Source organism: Sphaerisporangium melleum (assembly GCF_014646695.1).
Classification (GTDB): domain Bacteria; phylum Actinomycetota; class Actinomycetes; order Streptosporangiales; family Streptosporangiaceae; genus Sphaerisporangium; species Sphaerisporangium melleum.
The window spans coordinates 122,134-138,967 of the sequence record NZ_BMNT01000012.1 but is presented as its reverse complement, the minus strand read 5'-3'; the positions used below and the strand labels follow the sequence as shown (position 1 = coordinate 138,967).

At 68.1% G+C, this 16,834-nt stretch carries 16 protein-coding genes; 11 read left to right on the top strand and 5 right to left on the bottom strand.

The annotated features are described in order from the left end of the window. The 3 genes from IEY93_RS12740 to IEY93_RS12730 all read left to right on the top strand — a co-directional run. On the top strand, nt 1-570 hold a 570-nt coding region (locus tag IEY93_RS12740; RefSeq protein WP_189163230.1), incomplete at its 5' end, for a hypothetical protein. 319 nt (nt 571-889) lie between these two features. Beyond that, nucleotides 890-1,438, top strand: a complete 549-nt coding sequence (locus IEY93_RS12735; RefSeq protein WP_203968793.1) for an NUDIX domain-containing protein — start codon at nt 890-892, stop codon at nt 1,436-1,438. A 276-nt stretch (nt 1,439-1,714) separates the two neighbouring features. Further along, on the top strand, nt 1,715-2,725 hold the full coding sequence (locus IEY93_RS12730; RefSeq protein WP_189163228.1) for an NAD-dependent epimerase/dehydratase family protein: 1,011 nt from the start codon (nt 1,715-1,717) through the stop codon (nt 2,723-2,725). Here the strand turns inward: IEY93_RS12730 and IEY93_RS12725 are convergent. Next, a complete protein-coding gene (locus IEY93_RS12725; protein WP_189163227.1) occupies nt 2,722-4,074 on the bottom strand; it encodes a hypothetical protein in 1,353 nt (450 codons plus the stop codon). The genes IEY93_RS12730 and IEY93_RS12725 overlap by 4 nt on opposite strands. 566 nt (nt 4,075-4,640) lie before the next feature. Between IEY93_RS12725 and IEY93_RS12720 the strand changes: the two genes are divergently transcribed. The 7 genes from IEY93_RS12720 to IEY93_RS12690 all read left to right on the top strand — a co-directional run bounded on the left by IEY93_RS12720 (nt 4,641) and on the right by IEY93_RS12690 (nt 12,485). Further along, a complete protein-coding gene (locus tag IEY93_RS12720) occupies nt 4,641-4,829 on the top strand; it encodes an FxLD family lanthipeptide (protein ID WP_189163226.1) in 189 nt (62 codons plus the stop codon). Nucleotides 4,830-4,891: 62 nt separating this feature from the next. Beyond that, nucleotides 4,892-6,919 carry a lantibiotic dehydratase family protein gene (locus IEY93_RS12715; RefSeq protein ID WP_189163225.1) on the top strand — a complete coding sequence of 676 codons (2,028 nt, stop codon included), beginning with the start codon at nt 4,892-4,894 and terminating at the stop codon, nt 6,917-6,919. 8 nt (nt 6,920-6,927) lie between these two features. After that, nucleotides 6,928-7,977, top strand: a complete 1,050-nt coding sequence (locus IEY93_RS12710; protein ID WP_229691082.1) for a lanthionine synthetase C family protein — start codon at nt 6,928-6,930, stop codon at nt 7,975-7,977. Between the two features lie 36 nt (nt 7,978-8,013). Next, entirely contained in the window at nt 8,014-10,056 is a 2,043-nt protein-coding gene (gene fxlM / locus IEY93_RS12705) for a methyltransferase, FxLD system (protein WP_189163223.1), read from the top strand. 174 nt (nt 10,057-10,230) lie between these two features. Beyond that, on the top strand, nt 10,231-11,199 hold the full coding sequence (locus IEY93_RS12700) for a hypothetical protein (RefSeq protein WP_203968794.1): 969 nt from the start codon (nt 10,231-10,233) through the stop codon (nt 11,197-11,199). Between the two features lie 310 nt (nt 11,200-11,509). Beyond that, nucleotides 11,510-12,025 carry an NUDIX hydrolase gene (locus IEY93_RS12695; protein ID WP_229691081.1) on the top strand — a complete coding sequence of 172 codons (516 nt, stop codon included), beginning with the start codon at nt 11,510-11,512 and terminating at the stop codon, nt 12,023-12,025. Between the two features lie 10 nt (nt 12,026-12,035). Beyond that, entirely contained in the window at nt 12,036-12,485 is a 450-nt protein-coding gene (locus IEY93_RS12690) for a 3'-5' exonuclease (RefSeq protein WP_189163221.1), read from the top strand. Between the two features lie 155 nt (nt 12,486-12,640). On the opposite strand, the gene IEY93_RS12685 is transcribed toward IEY93_RS12690, so the two are convergent. The 4 genes from IEY93_RS12685 to IEY93_RS12670 all read right to left on the bottom strand — a co-directional run bounded on the left by IEY93_RS12685 (nt 12,641) and on the right by IEY93_RS12670 (nt 15,412). Further along, the gene (locus tag IEY93_RS12685) at nt 12,641-12,847 is read right to left on the bottom strand and encodes a hypothetical protein (protein WP_189163220.1); all 207 of its coding nucleotides are present in this window, start codon (nt 12,845-12,847) and stop codon (nt 12,641-12,643) included. Between the two features lie 62 nt (nt 12,848-12,909). Continuing rightward, entirely contained in the window at nt 12,910-13,368 is a 459-nt protein-coding gene (locus IEY93_RS12680; RefSeq protein ID WP_189163219.1) for a GNAT family N-acetyltransferase, read from the bottom strand. 152 nt (nt 13,369-13,520) lie between these two features. After that, nucleotides 13,521-14,234, bottom strand: a complete 714-nt coding sequence (locus tag IEY93_RS12675) for a 5-formyltetrahydrofolate cyclo-ligase (RefSeq protein ID WP_189163218.1) — start codon at nt 14,232-14,234, stop codon at nt 13,521-13,523. Between the two features lie 11 nt (nt 14,235-14,245). Further along, nucleotides 14,246-15,412, bottom strand: a complete 1,167-nt coding sequence (locus IEY93_RS12670; protein WP_189163217.1) for a helix-turn-helix transcriptional regulator — start codon at nt 15,410-15,412, stop codon at nt 14,246-14,248. Between the two features lie 343 nt (nt 15,413-15,755). Between IEY93_RS12670 and IEY93_RS12665 the strand changes: the two genes are divergently transcribed. Continuing rightward, on the top strand, nt 15,756-16,577 hold the full coding sequence (locus IEY93_RS12665; RefSeq protein ID WP_189163216.1) for an SAM-dependent methyltransferase: 822 nt from the start codon (nt 15,756-15,758) through the stop codon (nt 16,575-16,577). Nucleotides 16,578-16,834: the final 257 nt, after the last annotated feature.

The following is a 16,834-nucleotide window of genomic DNA, read 5'->3' as shown; positions in this document are numbered from 1 at the left end:
CCCGAGATGGGCTGCGGCGCCAACGAGCCCTGCCAGGCCGCGCTGCGCGGCAAGTACCCGCTGATCACCCGGGCCAATGTCGAGAAGTACGTGCTGACCGGCGATGTGGACCACGTCAATGTGTCCAGCGGCCTGTTCTCCAGCGAGTACGCCACGTACAAGATCACTCCGGACAAGGCGCTGCGCAACCAGTGGATCGGGGTCCGCGCCCGCGGCTGGGACACCCGCGTCCACGTCGGCGCCCGCGAGGTGGGCCTGGCCCACAGCGGCGCCAACAAGCTGACCGCCGCGCAGGCCGAGGCCGCGGCCAAGCTGCGCGTGGACCTGCCGCTGCAGGCCGGCGTGCAGACGGTCATGCTGTGGACCCACCGCCAGGAGTGGGACGGCGCCACCTGGCGCCTGCTCGACCAGGGCCTGGCGACCAACACCATGTGGAAGGCCCTGCAGGCCCGCAAGGGCCTCGGCCGGCTCTCGGTCACCTTCGACGCCAGCGACCCGGAGAAGGGCATCACCCAGGACCTGAACAAGCTCGCCGAGGTCTTCGACGAGGTCTACATCCACTCCCAGTAGAACCCCAAAGGCCCATGCCACCGAGAGGGAGCCGCCCAACGGCGCCCGAGCGGCACGGAGGGCGCGCAGGGGTCTGCCGGGTGCTTCGTGCCTGGGCTGCGGGCCTCGGGTCCTTCTTCTCGCGGCTGGTCGGCGCCTGCCGGAGGAGGACTCGCCGGTGACGAGTCCTGCCAATGGCTGGGCGTGGGGTGTTCTGTGGTCGGTAGGGTGCCTGCACTGGTGAGCGTGGAGGGGCTGGAGGTTCACCAGACCGTTCATCGGCGGAAGGCGTCCCATGCCTGGCAGGCAGCTTGACCCGCGGCTAGTCGTTCGAGACCTCGTGCAGTCCGTCGTGCCGTATGACGAGCGAGAGTCCGCCGATCAGCAGTGGATGCTGGATTGGATCGATGCTGGTCATCCGCTGTTCCGTACGGCCAAGCCGGCAACTCCGGACCGGCATCTGGCGGTCTATGCCGCGCTCTTGGACGAGGCGGCCCGAACCGTCCTACTCGTGGATCACGCGAAGGCGAAGGCTTGGCTCATGCCCGGTGGGCACGTCGACCCTGACGAGAATCCGCAGGTGACGGTCGTCCGTGAACTGAATGAGGAGCTGAAGATCGCGCCGCCCTTTCATGCGCGTCTTGGCAGCGATGCGTTCTTCCTGACCGTGACCGAGACTCGGCCTCCACACTCCCACACTGATGCGACTCTGTGGTTCGTCTTCTCGGCCAGTCAGCAGATGGAGATCGTTCCCGATCCGGCGGAGTTCTCGGCATGCCGATGGTTCGCCCTGGACGACGCTGGGGCATGGGCCGGGGACTCTGACCCGCAGATGCATCGGTTCATGGCCAAGCTGACCAGCGCGCTGGAACTCGCCCCGGTCGGCTAGCGCTAGCTGGCTGCTCCATCTGGAGGTCGGCGAGCGTCGGCAGCACGCCGTGCGGAGTGCGGCTGCACCACAGCTGCCGCCCGGCAGGCGAACGCTGCGGCTTGTTCGGCGGCCGTCCCTTGGCTCAGCGCGTGGATCAGTGCGGCGCTGAAGGCTGATCCGGCCACTTGCTGGACGGCAACCGGCAGCGCCGGAACCGTGAAGCGGTGGCCCATGCGAGCGTGGCCGATGGCGCCGCTCTATCCGCCGCCGCGCGGATACGTCAGGATCGTGGCCATGCGACTGCTCATCCTTGGTGGTACCTGGTTCCTCGGCCGCGCCCTGGCTGAGCAGGCTCTCCAACGCGGCCACGAGGTGTTCACCTTCACTCGGGGTAAGTCCGGCCAGGACGCCGCCGGAGTCTCCGCGATCCGCGGGGACCGGACCTCCATGCACGATCTGGCCGACCTTGCGACGCGCGGCCCGTACGACGCCGTCATCGACACCAGCGGCATGACCCCCGACATGGTGGAGACGTCCGCGAGCGCCCTCCGCGACCAGGCCGGCCACTACATGTACGTCTCCACGGTGAATGTCTACACCGGGTGGCCCACCGAACCCCTCACCGACGACTCACCCGTCCGCCGCTGGTCGTGGAGCGGGCCGCCCGGCGAGTCCGGCGCCGACCAGTACGGCCGCGAGAAGGCCGGATGCGAGGAGGCGGTGACCCGCGCCTTCGGCGCCGGACGCTCCCTGCTGCTCCGGCCGGGCGTCATCATCGGCCCCCACGAGTACGTCGGCCGCATCCCATGGTGGCTGCGCCGCGTCGCCGAGGGCGGTCGGGTGCTCGCGCCCGGCACCCCGGATTGGCCGATCCAGCCGATCGATGTCCGCGACGTCGCCACGTTCGCCCTGGACGCCGCTGAACGCCACCTCGCAGGAGCATGCACGCTGGCCGCGCCGATTGGTCACGCGACGTTCGGCGATCTCCTGGAAGCATGCCAAAAGGCGACCGGCATCCCGGTCGTACTGGAATGGGTGCCGCACGACTTCCTCATCGGCAAGGGCGTCCGCGAGTGGACAGAACTGCCGCTGTGGCGGCCGTACGCGGGGACGTGGCAGATCGACGCGGCCCGCGCCCGCGCTGCCGGTCTGGTGTGCCGTCCTCTCGCCGAGACGGTGGCGGACACGTGGGCGTGGCTCCAGACCGGCCCTCAACTCGACCACGAGCGCGCGGCCGAACTCGGCATCACCCCGGAGCGGGAGGCGGCCGTCCTGGCGGCCTGGATCAACCAGCGCGCGGGCTAGCCGCCGGCGGGCAGCGCCCGCACGGTGGACGCATCCATGAACGCCATCAGCTGGGAGTTCAGAGCCCGTACCTGCTGCGTCTGCTGCGCATGGCCCAACTGCTCGTGCAGGCACTTGAGCCGGTACACGACGGGGAAGGTGCGCATGTTCTCGGGCAGCTCCAGGACGGCGGCCAGGGTGTCGTGGGCGTTGGCCAAGTCGCCGAGGATGACGAACGCGGTCGCCGCCTCGATTCCGATGGTGGCCTCAACCGTCGCCGACCGCTGATCGTTCGGGAGGGCCCGAGCATCCGCGAGCGCCGCCCGCGTATGGTCCAAAATCCGCCCGGTGAAGTCTTGCACGGCGGCCGGATCGAACTCGCCTCGACGCACCAGGAGCAGCTGCAGCAGAGCCGAGGAGAAGCCCCGCTGTTCCCGAACGGCGTCCCAGTCGAACACGCCGCCGATCTCCTGCAACTCCTCCCCGCCCCGGTCAGCGGAACGAGCCTCCATCGCCGCGTGGATCGCCGCCACAGTGCGGTCGGTGTCCCCCAGGTGACTGTAGGCGCGGGCTGCGATCGAGTAGACCCGGGCGGCCGCGATCCCTACCGGCCGGTGCTGCTCGGCCCGGGTGATGGCGGTGACGGCATCGCGTGCACGGCCGGACCAGTAGGCGCTGGTGGCCATCATGCCGCGCGCCCACACCGCTAGCGGCACGTTGTCGATGCTGTTCGCGTACGACCAGGCCGCGCGGGCGTGGTCCACGGCGTCTCTCGTCTGTCCGAGGTCAATGCTCGCCTCGGCGAGGAGGACACTCGCGACGCCGGCCATGAAGTTGAGGTCCTGGAGTTGGCCGGGCCGTGCGGTCTCGTTCCTCCTGGCCAGGATTTGAGCGCGCTTGGCCACCAGTAGCGGGAACACCTCCATGGGTGAACGCTGCAAGTACGTGCGCGCCAGCTCCACAACGTCGTCGTGGAGCTGCTCCATCGTCGCTGGGCCGACCTGGAGTTCGGCCTCCTCGGCGGCCTCCCTCGACTGGTCGGCTGCTTCCATCATCATCTCGTAGATCTCCCTGGGCTTGACGGGCGCGGCGATCACGCCGACTGCGACAGGTTGCCCGTCTCCTGTGCTCGTCGCCGGTGCGAGCAGCTCCGTGACCGGCCGGTGGAACATGCTCTCCAAGACTGCGCATGCGTTCGGGTACGGCGCCGTTCGGAGGTCGCCGGCGAGCCAGCGTTTCCACTGCCGTGGCCCGAGCCACATCGAGCCGAAGCCGAGGCGTACGCCTTCCTCCTGGTAAGCGCGCAGGAATTGGCGGTAGGCCAGTAGTCCCCTAGCGTGAGCGAGTTGCCTCAGCACAGTCTGTTCCATGCTGGCCTTCCTGCCGGACGCGACAACTCTTGCTCTCAAGGTAGGGCCGACCAGGAAGCGCCGGAAGCTGCCCGCAACCCGGAAGTCTGGACAAGTCCGGCAAACGTTCGGGGGAAGTCCGCGAGGACCCCTTGCACCGCCTAGTGATGTCCCTCACAGCACAGAGACGATGCACAGGCCACCCAGTCCAACCGCTGCTCCGAGGGCTTGAACGTGAAGCTGACCGCCCGAGGATGGGCCGCCATGATCGAGGCGGCCGTAGGCCATTGATGGCTGGTTCTTGGGGAGCCCGGCGGGCAGCGCCTCAACGCCTACTACCGGGCCACTGCCACCACGAAGGGCGGACGCCTGCGGACTTGTGGCCGCTCCACGTGAAGACGCAGCGTGCCGCCGCCCACGCACTCCGGCCCGGGCCGCAGCCCCATCTTGCTGGCCCGCGCCGCCTACTACCCGCAGGCCCACGAGGACGTCGTCACGTGGACCAGGCGGACGCGGGCTGAGATGGCCCGCCCGGCCGGCGTGGACCCCCACGTCAGGAACCCGAAACAAGACAAGGAGTAGAGGACATGAGCGCTCCCACCATCCAGCAGACCACCACAAAGGAGACCGCCACGGTCGATGCGGAAGAGACCTTCGACCCGTTCGACCTCGACATCACCTTCATCGAGAACACCCCGGCGGCCGACACGGTGCTGTTGTGCAGCACCGGCGACAACTGCGGGAGCTCCTGCCCGAGCGCCTGCACGACTTCCTAGTCCGCGCGGCGCGGGCCCGCCCGGCCCGCGCCCTCGTCTTCCCCGGGAACGGAGCGTGAGCGATGACACGGTCGCGGCGGACCCTGTACCGGCGCACGGGCGCCGGAATGCTGCGCGCGGTGGTGAACCTTGCCGCCCCCGCCCTGCCGCATTGGCCCGGGCCTACCGCGACCGTCGACCAGTGGCGTTCCTGGCTGCATCCGATCTGGGCCGATGACGCCTTCCGACGTACGGTCTCCAATGCGAGCCCGGACCTAGCCCGCCAGGTGGAGGCGGTCCTGGACGGCCGATCGGCGAATGGCCGCCGGGCGCGCCGCGCCGCGCTCGCCATCGCCCGGTACGCCATCAGATACGAGTATCGGTCCACGCCGTTCGGGTTGTTCGCCGGCGTCTGCCTGGTCGACTTCGGCGAGACATCGGCCGTGTTTGTCGGGGATGAGCACGAGGTCGTCGCCCGAGCCGACCCCCGGGCGCTGGACAAGGTGATCAGTGCCGTAGAAGCTAGCGGCGCGTCGATGGCGGCTGTCGAGGTGTGCGTCAACAACCTGGCTTACGTGCGCGGCGGCCGCGTCTTCGTGCCGTCCGAGGGCGCGTCGGAGTTCTCCCTCGCTCTGACGCCTGCGCTGGCGCACGTCCTCCAGGTGGCCCGGTCACCCATCGGGCATGCGGCGCTGGCGGGCAAACTCGCCGCAGAGTTCCCGCACGTGGATGCACGCCGCCAGGCCGCGTTCCTCGCGGAGCTGCTGCGCCTTCGCGTTCTGCGGTCGGCGCTGCGTGCCCCTGCCACGATCGTTGACCCGGCTGCCGTCCTTCCTGCGGGCTCCTTGGAAGCCTGCGAGCGGGAGGCCTGCGTGGACGTGCGCCTGAACGCCGAGGTTCGGCTGCCGGAGACAGTCGCGATCGAGATGGAGACCGCGGCGACCGTGCTGGCCAGGCTCGCGCCCTACCCGGCCGGAACCAGGGCATGGCGGCGCTACATCGAGCGGTTCTCCGCCCGCTGGGGTGAGGGCGCCGAGGTGGGCCTGGAGCAGCTCGTTGACCCGGACAACGGGTTGGGCCTACCTGACGGGTTCGGCTCGGTGTCCGAGCCGCCACGACCGATGTCCCGGCGCGACCGGTTGCTTTTGGATCTCGCAGGGACCGCCGCCGTTGAAGGCCGCCGGACGGTGATCCTGTCCGAGACGCTCATCGAGGAGTTGGAGGCCGCCGGCGAACCGCCCACCTGCCTTGCCCCGCACTTCGAGCTGTGCGCAGAGGTCCAAGCCGGTTCGCTCCCGGCGCTCGACCGAGGCGACTTCCGTGTCCGCGTACACACCGTCTCCAGAGCGGCCGGAACGATGACGGGACGATTCCAGCACCTGTTCCCGGACACGGCTGACAGGCACACGGCCCTGCCCACGGTCGATCCCGTGGCGATACCGGCTCAGTTGTCCTTCCATCCCTCACGCGTCGAGGCCGACCTGCTCACACGCACGCCGCAGGTCCTGCCGAAGCTGGTCAGCGTCGGAGAGTTCCGCGGCGGCGACACCACGGTGATCCTCCCCTCCGATCTGGTCGTCGGTCTGCGCGGTAGCCACCTCTACCTCGCGGTAGCCGCCACCGGGGAGCGCCTGGAACCGCTCACGCCGACAGCGATCAACTTCGTGTGGAACAACTTCACCCCGCCACTGGTCCGGTTCCTGGCCGAGATCAGCCGTGCCGCGACTCCGCAGGTGACCTGGTTCGACTGGGGCGCCGCATGGACGTTGCCGTTCACCCCGGCGCTGCACTACCGGCGCAGCATCGTGGTTGCGGCCCGCTGGCAGCTGCGGGCCCGCACACTGCCCGCCCGTACGGCGTGCCTGGACGAGTGGGCCGAGCAACTGCACGCCTGGCGCGGCCGGGCGGGTGTGCCTGACCGTGTGCTCCTGGCCATGGACGATCAACGCCTGCTACTGAACCTCACCAGGGAGATGGACCTCGACCTGCTCCGCACGCACCTGTGCGGCTCCTCCGTCGCGGTGCTCTACGACGCGCCGCCGCCGGACGCGAATGGGTGGATCGGCGGGCGCGCCCACAGCATCGTCGTCGCGGTCAGAGCGGGCCGATGACCCCGCCCATGACGCAGGCCTTGGCCGAGGGCGCGCTAGGGATGGCGCTGCTGCACATCGAGCGCGGCAACCTCGCCGTAGCGCGGCCCCTGCTCGCCGAGGCGGTCGTGGGCGGCGTCAGCACCGGCTCGAACGCTTCCCTGTTCCACGGCGCCCCCGCGCTGGAGTTCGTGCTCGGCCGCGCCGGACGCGCCGACCACTCCGTTCAGACAGCCGTCGACCGGGTCGTGGCCGCTCGGCTCGCTACGGCCCGCCGCCGGCGAGAAGCGGCGCGACCTCCCACGCTCGCCGAGTCCGATCTCATCCGTGGTCTCACCGGGCTTGGGGCGTTGCTGTTGGCCCGCGCAGGCTCGCCTCAGCCGCTGCTGCAGGAGGTGCTAGCCCACCTGGTGACGCTGGCGGTCCCGGCCGAAGCCGAAGCCCGGGTCCTGCCCGGATGGTGGGCGTCGGACAGCCCCCCACATGAGGACATCGCCGGTGGCCACGCCAACAACGGGGTGGCACACGGCATCGCCGGGCCATTGGCGCTGCTGTCTCTCGCCGCCCGCCGCGGCGTCCTGGTGGAGGGCCAGACCGGCGCCATTGAGACGTTCACGGCCTGGCTGGAGGAGTTCGGGTCCTTCTACTGGATCACCCTGGACCTACTCGCCGACGAGCCACAGCAGGCGCCACCGCTGCGTCCCTCCTGGTGCTATGGCGACCTTGGTATCGCCCGCACGCTGCAACTGGCAGCCTGCGCGCTCGGTGACGACGCCCGTAGGCAGAAGGCCGAGGAACTCGCCGTCACCGCCCTCACCGACCCCGCCCGCCTGGACCGGGTCACCGATGCGTCCCTCTGCCACGGCTGGGCGGGACTGCTGACCGTCACCACCGCCATCGCCGCCGACAGCGCCACCCCCGACCGGTTCGCCGAGCCTATCCGGCAGACCCGCCAGAAGTTGGCCGCGGGGATCGCCGCGCTCCCCAAGCCCGGGTTTCTGGAAGGCCGTGCCGGGGCGGTCCTGGCGCTGGAGGGCGCCAACGTGACCGGCTGGACCCGCGCCTTGTTGATCGACTGATCCACCACCACGACCGAGCAGGAGCGAACCGAAGACATGGACTGGGACGACGAGAATCTGCCGCTTCCCGATGAGCCGGACTGGCGGCAAGCCACCATCCGCTTTCCCGGCGATTCAGGAGCGACCCCAAGGGCGGCGGCCGCCCTCGCGACCGCGCTGTCCGGGCAGCGTTTCCACTTCATGCGCAAGGAAGGCAAGCTCCGGCTGCGCACCGAGCGGCCCGCCGCCGACCTGCTCGACCAGTTCGTCGCTGACGAGTTCGCGGCCGGTTGGGTCGCCAGCGTCTACGAACCGGAGACCGAGGCGTTCGGTGGCGCCCAGGGCATGGCCATCGCCCACGAGGTGTGGTGCGCCGACAGCCCCGCGGCCTTGGCCGAGACCGGCAGCCCGCACGCCCGCGAGCGGTGCATCCTGCTGCTGTCCGCCATGAACCGAGCCGCAGGGCTCGACCCGTTCGAGATCGGCGACGTGTGGGCGAAGGTCGGCGACCTTCGCCCGGCGGTCAACCCGCCGGATGCGCCCCACCGGGTGTCTGCGATCACCGCCATGCGGCGCCTCATGAACGCCGACGCCGCCCAGCGCGACACCACCGAACCCGGCTGGCCTGACCGCGTCGCCGCCTTCGAGGACACCGGCCGACGCCTGGCCCGTCTCGCGGCTGGCGGGCAACTCCGGCGAGGGCTGCGCGCGGTCCTCGCTCACCACGTGATCTTCGCTTTCAACCGCGCCGCCATATCCGTGGCCGAGCAGGCCGCCGCGGCCTGGCTGGGCCGGCACGTCGCCTTCGGAGACGACGAGCCGGCCGTCGTGTCTACCAGCCAGTCCGCACCCGCAACCCCTACCTTCGAGAGGATGGAGAGCACCATCACCACGACCGATCCCACCGAGCTGCGCAACGCCATGGTGGACAAGTTCACCGGCTCGGGCCACCTACGCACCCCCGCGATCATCGACGCCTTCCGGGAAGTCGAACGCCACCACTTCACCCCGGAAGCCGACATCGCCGCCGCCTACGTCGATGACGCCGTGTCGGTGAAACACGACCACGACGGCGAGATGATCTCCTGCATCTCAGCGCCGTCCATCGTCGCCACCCAACTGGAGCAACTGGGTGCACAGCCCGGAGACAAGGTCCTGGAAGCGGGGGCGGCCACCGGGTACAACGCCGCCCTCCTCGGGCGGCTCGTCACCCCCGGCGGGCACGTGTGGACTGTGGACGTTGACACCGACCTCGTCAACACCGCCGCAAAGCACTTGGACGCCGCCGGCGCGTCGAACGTGACCGTGATGCTGGCCGATGGCGCGGCCGGGCTGCCCGAGCATGCCCCGTTCGACCGGATCCAGTTCACCGTGGGCGCCGGTGACATCCCCCTCCCCGTCCTGGACCAGCTGGCCCCTGACGGCCGGCTCGTCATCCCGATGCGGATCCGTGGCAGTATCTCCCGATCCTTCGCCTTCGAGCGTGACAGCGGAACCTGGAAGACCGTGTCCTGCGAGATGGCCACATTCGTCCCGCTGCGCAAAGGCGTGTGTGACGACGTCCGGACCGTGGTCTCCATGGCGGGAGAGGGCAACGTCCGGCTGGAGACCTACAGCGAGCAGCTCGTGGACCGAGAGGCGATGCGGACCATCTTGGACGCGCCCTCCCACAAGGAGTACACGGGCGTGAAGTTCCGGCAGGGCTCGGCCTGGGAGTGGGTCTACCTGTGGCTGGCGTGCGTCCTGCCCAACGGCCTGTCCCGGATGCCTGGCCGGCGGCCCGGGTTCACCCCGCACTTCGGGTGGGGTTCCATGGCGGCGCTCGACGGCGACAGCCTCGCCTACCTGACCGTCCGCGAGGGTGAAGACAGCGACGGCCGATTCTGGGAGATCGGCGTCATCGGCCACGGCTCGCGCGCCGCCTCCCTCGCCGAGCACGTCGTCACCGAGGTCCAGGAGTGGAACCGCGACTACGGTAACGACGCTCCGGCCCCCGGCTTCCGCATGGCCACGGCCGCCAACCGCGACCTGCTGAAGGCCGCTGACCCACGCTTCGTCATCGACAAGCCCAACAGCCGACTCGTCATCGACTGGCCGTAGGAGAGGAACAGCGTGATGAACCCCGCGATCGCCCGCCGTATCCCGCTCGTCTGCCGGCCCAAGCCGCCTGGACTTCCCCTGGACAGGCGCATCGCAGAGCTCACCGCGCTGACCGTCGACATGCCCAGCGCGGGCCACTCCCGGCGGGTGGCCCGCGCAAGCGGTGTCCTCAACATGGCCGCGCTCATCGCCTCCGACAGCGGGATGCCCGACCTCGCGGCCGAACTGTGCTGGAGGCAGCACAAGGTCTTCGCCGAAGCCAGGAGCCTCGACCAGGACATCGCCGTGATGTCGCTGATGCCGCTGGTGAACATAGCCCGGCTGCTGATCCGCGAAGGTGACGGCACCGCCGCCTTCGCGGTGCTTCAGGGGCTGTACCGGGCGGCCCAGCAGCGCGGAGCCACCGTCATCCGAGACCACGACGTCGACCTTTCACCGCTGATCCGGACCGTCGCAGATCACCGCAAGATCTGTACGGAGCTGTGGGTCGCCCTGCTGGTCGACGGCGCCAGAGCCCTCGCGAGTGTCGGCCGCTGGACCGAGGCAGCCGAATCCATGGCCGCGCACCGCGGCGTCGGCCAGCGACTCCTCGACGGCCGCCAGATCGCGATCATGTCGCTGATGGAACAGGACCTCCCGCAGCAGGCCGCCGCCATGATCGACTCCAGCGTTCCCGCAGAGCCCTGGGAGAACACCGTCGCCGCCATCCTGCGCATCTACTGCCGTCCTCCGGCCACGGCAGCATCACCGGACGAACTGGACCATGTGGTGCGTGAAGCGCTCACGCTGATCGCCGAGCCCGCACCGTTGACCGCGGCGTTCCGGATTCGGCTCGGCCTGACCGTGCTCGATCTGACTGCCGACCGGCCCACAGCACACGACTCCGGCCTTAGGTCCGCTGTCATCGGCGTGGCCTGCTCAGACGCCTACGCTGCCCGAGAGGTCCTAGGGCACCACGGGATACGTTCCCTCATGACCCCGCAACAGGAACAGCAAGTCGCCGACGTGCTCACCGCTTCGGGGTTCGGCGCCGGAAACCTCCCGGCCGTCCACCTGGATGCGCTCACTGCCGCGGCCCGTCAAGGTGAGGACAGCCTGCGCGACCTACTCGGCACAGCCACCCTCCAGAGCGGCCCTGCGTAACTTCGAACCGCGCGCCCGGCCGTCTACCCGAGAGACCGCCCAGGGCCTGCCTGATGAGGACCGTGCGATTTCAAGTCACCAGCAGCAGGAGTGACACCTGTGTCAAGCTGGTTCCGGTGGCAAGCGTTCGCACCCGCATCCGCGCGTGGTCGTGTACCCCCGCGAGGGAGGAACGTGATGATCAAGCGTTCGACGGCCTCTCCGGCTGGTGTGGGGGCGCCTTGTGGCGATCAGTGACGCGGACATCTCAAGCACACTTTCCGTCTACCTTGAGCGGTAACCAGACGAGGCCGCGCTGCTGTCCGAGCCGGTGCAGTTGCTGTCTCAGGGGCAGGATTTCGCCTCGCGACGGACCTTTCCGATGCACGTGACCGTCGGCGCGCTGCTGGTCCGTGGTGACGCCGATGACGCCGAGATTCTGCTTGTCGAGCACCTCGCTTACGGGATCATGTTGCAGCCAGGCGGCCACCTTGAGCCGACCGACACCACACTGATCGACGCGGCAGTGCGCGAGCTGGCGGAGGAGACCGGTTGTGACCCCGGCAAGGTCTTCCCGGCGTCGCAGACCCCCGTCTACGTCGAGTACGCCAGGGTTCCGGCACGACCGGAGAAGGACGAACCGGATCATTACCACCTCGACCTCGGGTACGCCTTCGTGACAACGCATGCGGACGTTGGGCGTATCCAGGAGTCCGAGGTGACGGGTGCCGCCTGGTACCCACTTGCCGTGGCCGAGCGCCTTGTCGGGCACCGTATTGCGCAGGCGCTCAGCGTACCGACCGAGATCGGTCGGACGAGCCCGTCGAATGCTTCCGGCCGGAGTTGAACGATCAGATGTGGTCGGCGGCACCGCTGGCGGCGTGGACCTGGAGGGCACCGGCGCCCAGGACCGCGACAATGAGGCGATCCTGGAGATCGGCGTCGCCTCGCTGGTCGACGGGCGTCCCGAGGGCGCGGGGGCCTACCACTCGATCGTGAACCCCGAGCGGCACGTGATGCACCGCCCTTGGTCACCGCCCGGTCTGACCAACGAGAAGCCGGCGCTCGGCCCGAGGCTGCGGCAGATCCTCTCCGAGTCGGCGGTGTGGCTGGATGGCACGTGGATCGTTGGCCACACCGTCAGCGTGGACTGGCGGTTGCCGTCGATGCGCTGTCCCGCGATCCGTCCTGCCGCGCTGATCGACACGCTGAAGCCGGCCAGGGCGGTCCGCACGGGGGAGCGGCGCGACAGGCTCAGCGCGTTGCTGACGCACTTCGGCTTGGTAGAGGCGCCAACCGCGCTTTAGCCGACCCGCAAGACCTGATCACCGCCGTCCGCCAAGGCCTACGCCGACTCCAGTATCGCCACGACGTTCTTGACGGCGCCCTTGTCGGCACCGGCCTCGTCCTCCACCCGCTCTGACTACATCATGCTTTCAACCCCTATAACAGGATTCCTAATTCATCCATTGGCCAAAATGGGCACCTCGAACCCGTCCAGTTTCATCGCCTCGCCCAAGCGGACGGCGAAGGTCTCGGCTGAGAAGTTCGGGTCACCCGCGTATGGGGGACGCCCCCACACCTCGGCGAACATGGCCACCAGTTGATCGGTGAGAGGGTCCGCCGTCTCGGCGTCGAGGTACCGCAGCTGCAGGTCGGGTACTGCCATATCCCATCGTCTGGCCTTGTTCAGGCGATGCTCATAGTGTTGCGGTCACCGTGCTCGCCTGGTCACACCTGCACGCGGTAGAAAACCTTCCCATCATGAACCTTCGCCCCCAGCGAGGCGTAGAACGCCTGCGCGTCCTGATTAGTGGTTTCGGTCTGCCATTCGACTCGGGTGCAGCCCTCGCTCCGGGCGATGTCGTACAGGCGCTGCATCAGCAGGTTCGCTACGCCGCGGCGCCGGTCCCCTTCGCGGACGAACAACTCCTTCAGGAACATCGATGCTTCGGCGGCGGCCGCCGGCCAGTGGTAGGAGTAGGCCGCCATTCCGACGACTCGGTCATGGTCGCGGGCCAGAAGGACCCATGCGGCCGGCTTGTCGCCGAACAACCACCTGTTGATCATCTCGACTTGTTCGGAGTCCGGCAGGATGTCGGCCGACCCGTAGTGGATTTCGATCTCCTGCACGAGCTGTGAGATCACGGATGCGTCGGCGGGAGTGGCCTGGTCCACCGTAAGGGACATAGATCATCCTTCGTTCACGTCTTGACCGGTCGAGGAGGAGACCAGCTCGCGAAGAGTGCGCACCTCCGGGAGCAATTGCCGCTTTTCGGGCGCGAGAGATGATCAGGGTGTTGCTGTGTGACACAGGGCGCAGGCGGCTGACTTGACAGCGTTTAGGGATGGCACCGCTTAGAGAGGGCGGGAATGCTGTTGATCTGATCTTCGCTCAGGTCGCCCCAAAGGATGCCTGCCGGTCGTCGTAGGGTCGGACATCGGATGACCTCCACCGGCGTAACGATGAAGTCGACCCGGAAGTCGTGCGCGGTTTCGGGTATCTCTTCGTCAATCACCTGGAGTTGATGCACCGGTGTGACGATTGCTGTCTCGTCGGTTATCAGCCCAGCTTCGATCAGCAGAGCCACCTCAAGGTCGGAGTAGCCTGCGCCCTTGCCGATTCGCGCACCGGAATGGTTGACGGCCACGCTTCCGCACACCACCAAGTCGATGGGCCTCATATCCTCAACGGCGACATGTGAGGCCACCCGCGCCGCGCCCTCCTTCTGTGCGGCCTCGTCGATGGAGGTGTCCAGCGCCACAGGGTCAAGCAGGTAGAAGGGATGAACGTCGGCCATTCTCGGGACGGCCATATAAAGCAGCTTGCCGTCCTTCAGCGCGCGTGCCCGTACATGCCGTTGCGCATAGTCGGGGTTGGCCTTCACGGTGGATGCCCGCCGCCAGACGTCCAACTCGGCGAGGTGCTCGGCAGTGGTGGCCGTCCCGCAAAAGTCGGGGATCGTGCCGTAGGAGTCCCCAGGAACGGCGTCGGCATCCAGGAGAAGTCGCCACACCCGGTCGCGAACGGCTTGCTTGGCCTGTTCGATGCTCATGTACACCTGTCCTACATCGTCGACATCAGGGCAAGGAGACGATCGTGGACATCCTGTACCCACGATTCGCTCCGCCATGGCCGCAGCGCTCTCCCCGCCGTAAACGCGAGATTAAGCCCGCCGCCTCCTCGAGTGAGCTCGACCGCGTCGATGGTGGCGTGCACGGCTTGTGCGGCTTCGTCCAACTTATGTTGCCGGATGAGCGACAAAGAGAGATTACCCAGAGCGATCGCTTGACTCTTTTCCTTAGATGCCAGTGCGTCGACCGTGGCGCGCAAGATCGGTTCGGCGCGGCTGGCCAGGTCGAGGAAAAGGTAGCAAGACCCAGCCATCCGGTTGAACTCGTCGATCGTGTAGTACTCCGCCGCCACATCGTCGGCATCGATCCGATCGAACTGGGTCTCGGCGCTTCTCAATGCTTCCTCGCATGGCTCCAGTTCGCCCTTCATGGCGTGCGCCTCGGCGACGTGGAGAAGCGACAGCCCGGTGAGCGCCGGACTCGTCTGTGCAGCAACCTCGGCGGCGTGGCGGGCGAGAGTCAATCCGATGACCGGGTCTTTGGCGCCGTACAGGGCCAAGAATGCCTTTCGGAGAAGAGCGTATGCCTCCGTCGAAGGATCTCGGACATGCCGGGCCGCCCGCACCGCATCATCGAGGTATTGCTGCGGAACGTTGTGATCACGTCTAAAACTTGCGTCCCAGGTCAATTGCCCCATCAATATCGCTGACGAGGCTTCCACTTCGGACAGGGCGCGTCGAACGCGAGGGTTGCGCGTATTCTCCCGAAGAAATTTCACCTGGCCATGTATCTGGCCGGCCGGGCCAAGAAGAGTCGCCGACGGGGCCTGATAGTAGGAGTCGTCGACCTCTCGAAGACGATCGTGCAGAAAGGCGACTGCCGTCAGATCGGTCGAAGCGGGATTGCGAAGCGCATAGGTCATGTGCTCGCTCGGTGGACTCTCGGTGACTGCTACGTCTTCGAGTAGTGATTGCAGCTCTTGCGACGACACGCGGAGGGCCCGGCTCAACTTCGGACGCAGCCACGGCTGCGGATCCGTCTCGGCTCGTTCCCATCGGATCACGGTGCTCCGCTCGACCCCGAGATGCTCGGCGAGACCCTCCTGCGTGAAGCCCATGCCTTTTCGACGCTGGGCGAGGCGCAGGCGTTTGGCCGCCATGACGTCATTCCTCCTAGGTCGGCGTGCATGTCAACCATAACGGCTGCTCGTCGATTGCGCAGGTCAGAGGCAGTGGTGCGACATAAATGCATCATTAATGCGACGTTCTTGCTGTGGGTGTGCCCCCGGGGGAGGGGCTTACCTAGCTGCTAAGGCTTACATGGCTCGTCGCGAAGTAATGATCAACCAGATCAGTGCAACACGGTGCGACCTGCGTGAACGCCGACAAGTGTGGACTAGGAATGCGGAGCCCGCTCGATGAGGCCATCACGCCGGTGGGTTCACTTGATCGCACATGGGAGGTGCGCCCCGTGAGGGACGGTACAACGGCGGGGGAGGCTTCGTGAGGGACCTGGCTCGTCCGCTGACTCCGGAAGAGGCTGCGAATCTGTGGAACCGCCCGTCGGCGGCCGGTGTCTATGCGGCTCTCCTCGGGCAGGACAAGGACGCCATGTTCAAGGAGCGGGAACTCGCCGCCACGCTGATGGCCATAACGCCTGGCATCACGAACATGGTCGAGCAGAACCGGGCGTTTCTCCGGCGGGCGGTCATCGCACTGGCGGCCGAGCAGGGCGTCCGCCAGTTCCTCGACATCGGCTCCGGGCTGCCGACCGGTGACAACGTCCACCAGGTCGCGCAACGCGTCGCCCCGGGGAGCACCACGGTGTACGTGGACAACGACCGGCGCGTGGTCGCACACGGCCATGCCCACCTGGCGACCGACGACCGGACGCATTTCCTGTGTCATGACCTGCGCCACCCAGGGGAGCTGCTGCACGTGCTGAGCACGCAGCGGCTGCTCGACTTCGACCGGCCGGTCGCCTTGTTCCTGGTCGCAGTCTTGCACCTCATCGGCGACGCCGACGAGCCGGAGGTGATCGTGGACACGCTGATGGCCGCGCTCCCATCCGGTTCGTTCCTGGTGCTCAGCCACGCGCTGGACGGGCCCACGCTGCGCCGTGCCGCGCAGGCGTACCGGGAGGCCGGCGTCGCCGGTACGGAGGCGGCGTTGCGCGCCGAGGAGCAGGTCGCCCGGTTCTTCTCCGGGCTGGAGATCCTCGAACCGGGTCTGGTGCCGGTGCCGGCGTGGCGGCCGGAGATCGAGGGCATGCCGCAGCCGCTTGGGAGGCTGCCGGTGCTCGGCGGCGTGGGGCTTAAGCCGTGACCGGGTCGCTGTCCGGTGGTGACGTAGAGGTCCTGCCGGAGGACGCGCGAGCGGCGGTGCGGTGCACAGCGGCTCGCGCGAGCGCAGCCGTCCGCCGCTCGGTGACCGAGCAGACCGGGCAGCAGCGATTCGAGCGCGCGGAGCTGGACGCTGCAGCTGATCGTCTCGGGAGACAACGGCTGACCGACGAGGAGTGGGCGGCTTACAGCTCTGGCGCCGGAGATGCTCCTGGCGGAGAGGCGGAGCCTCCCGGCCTG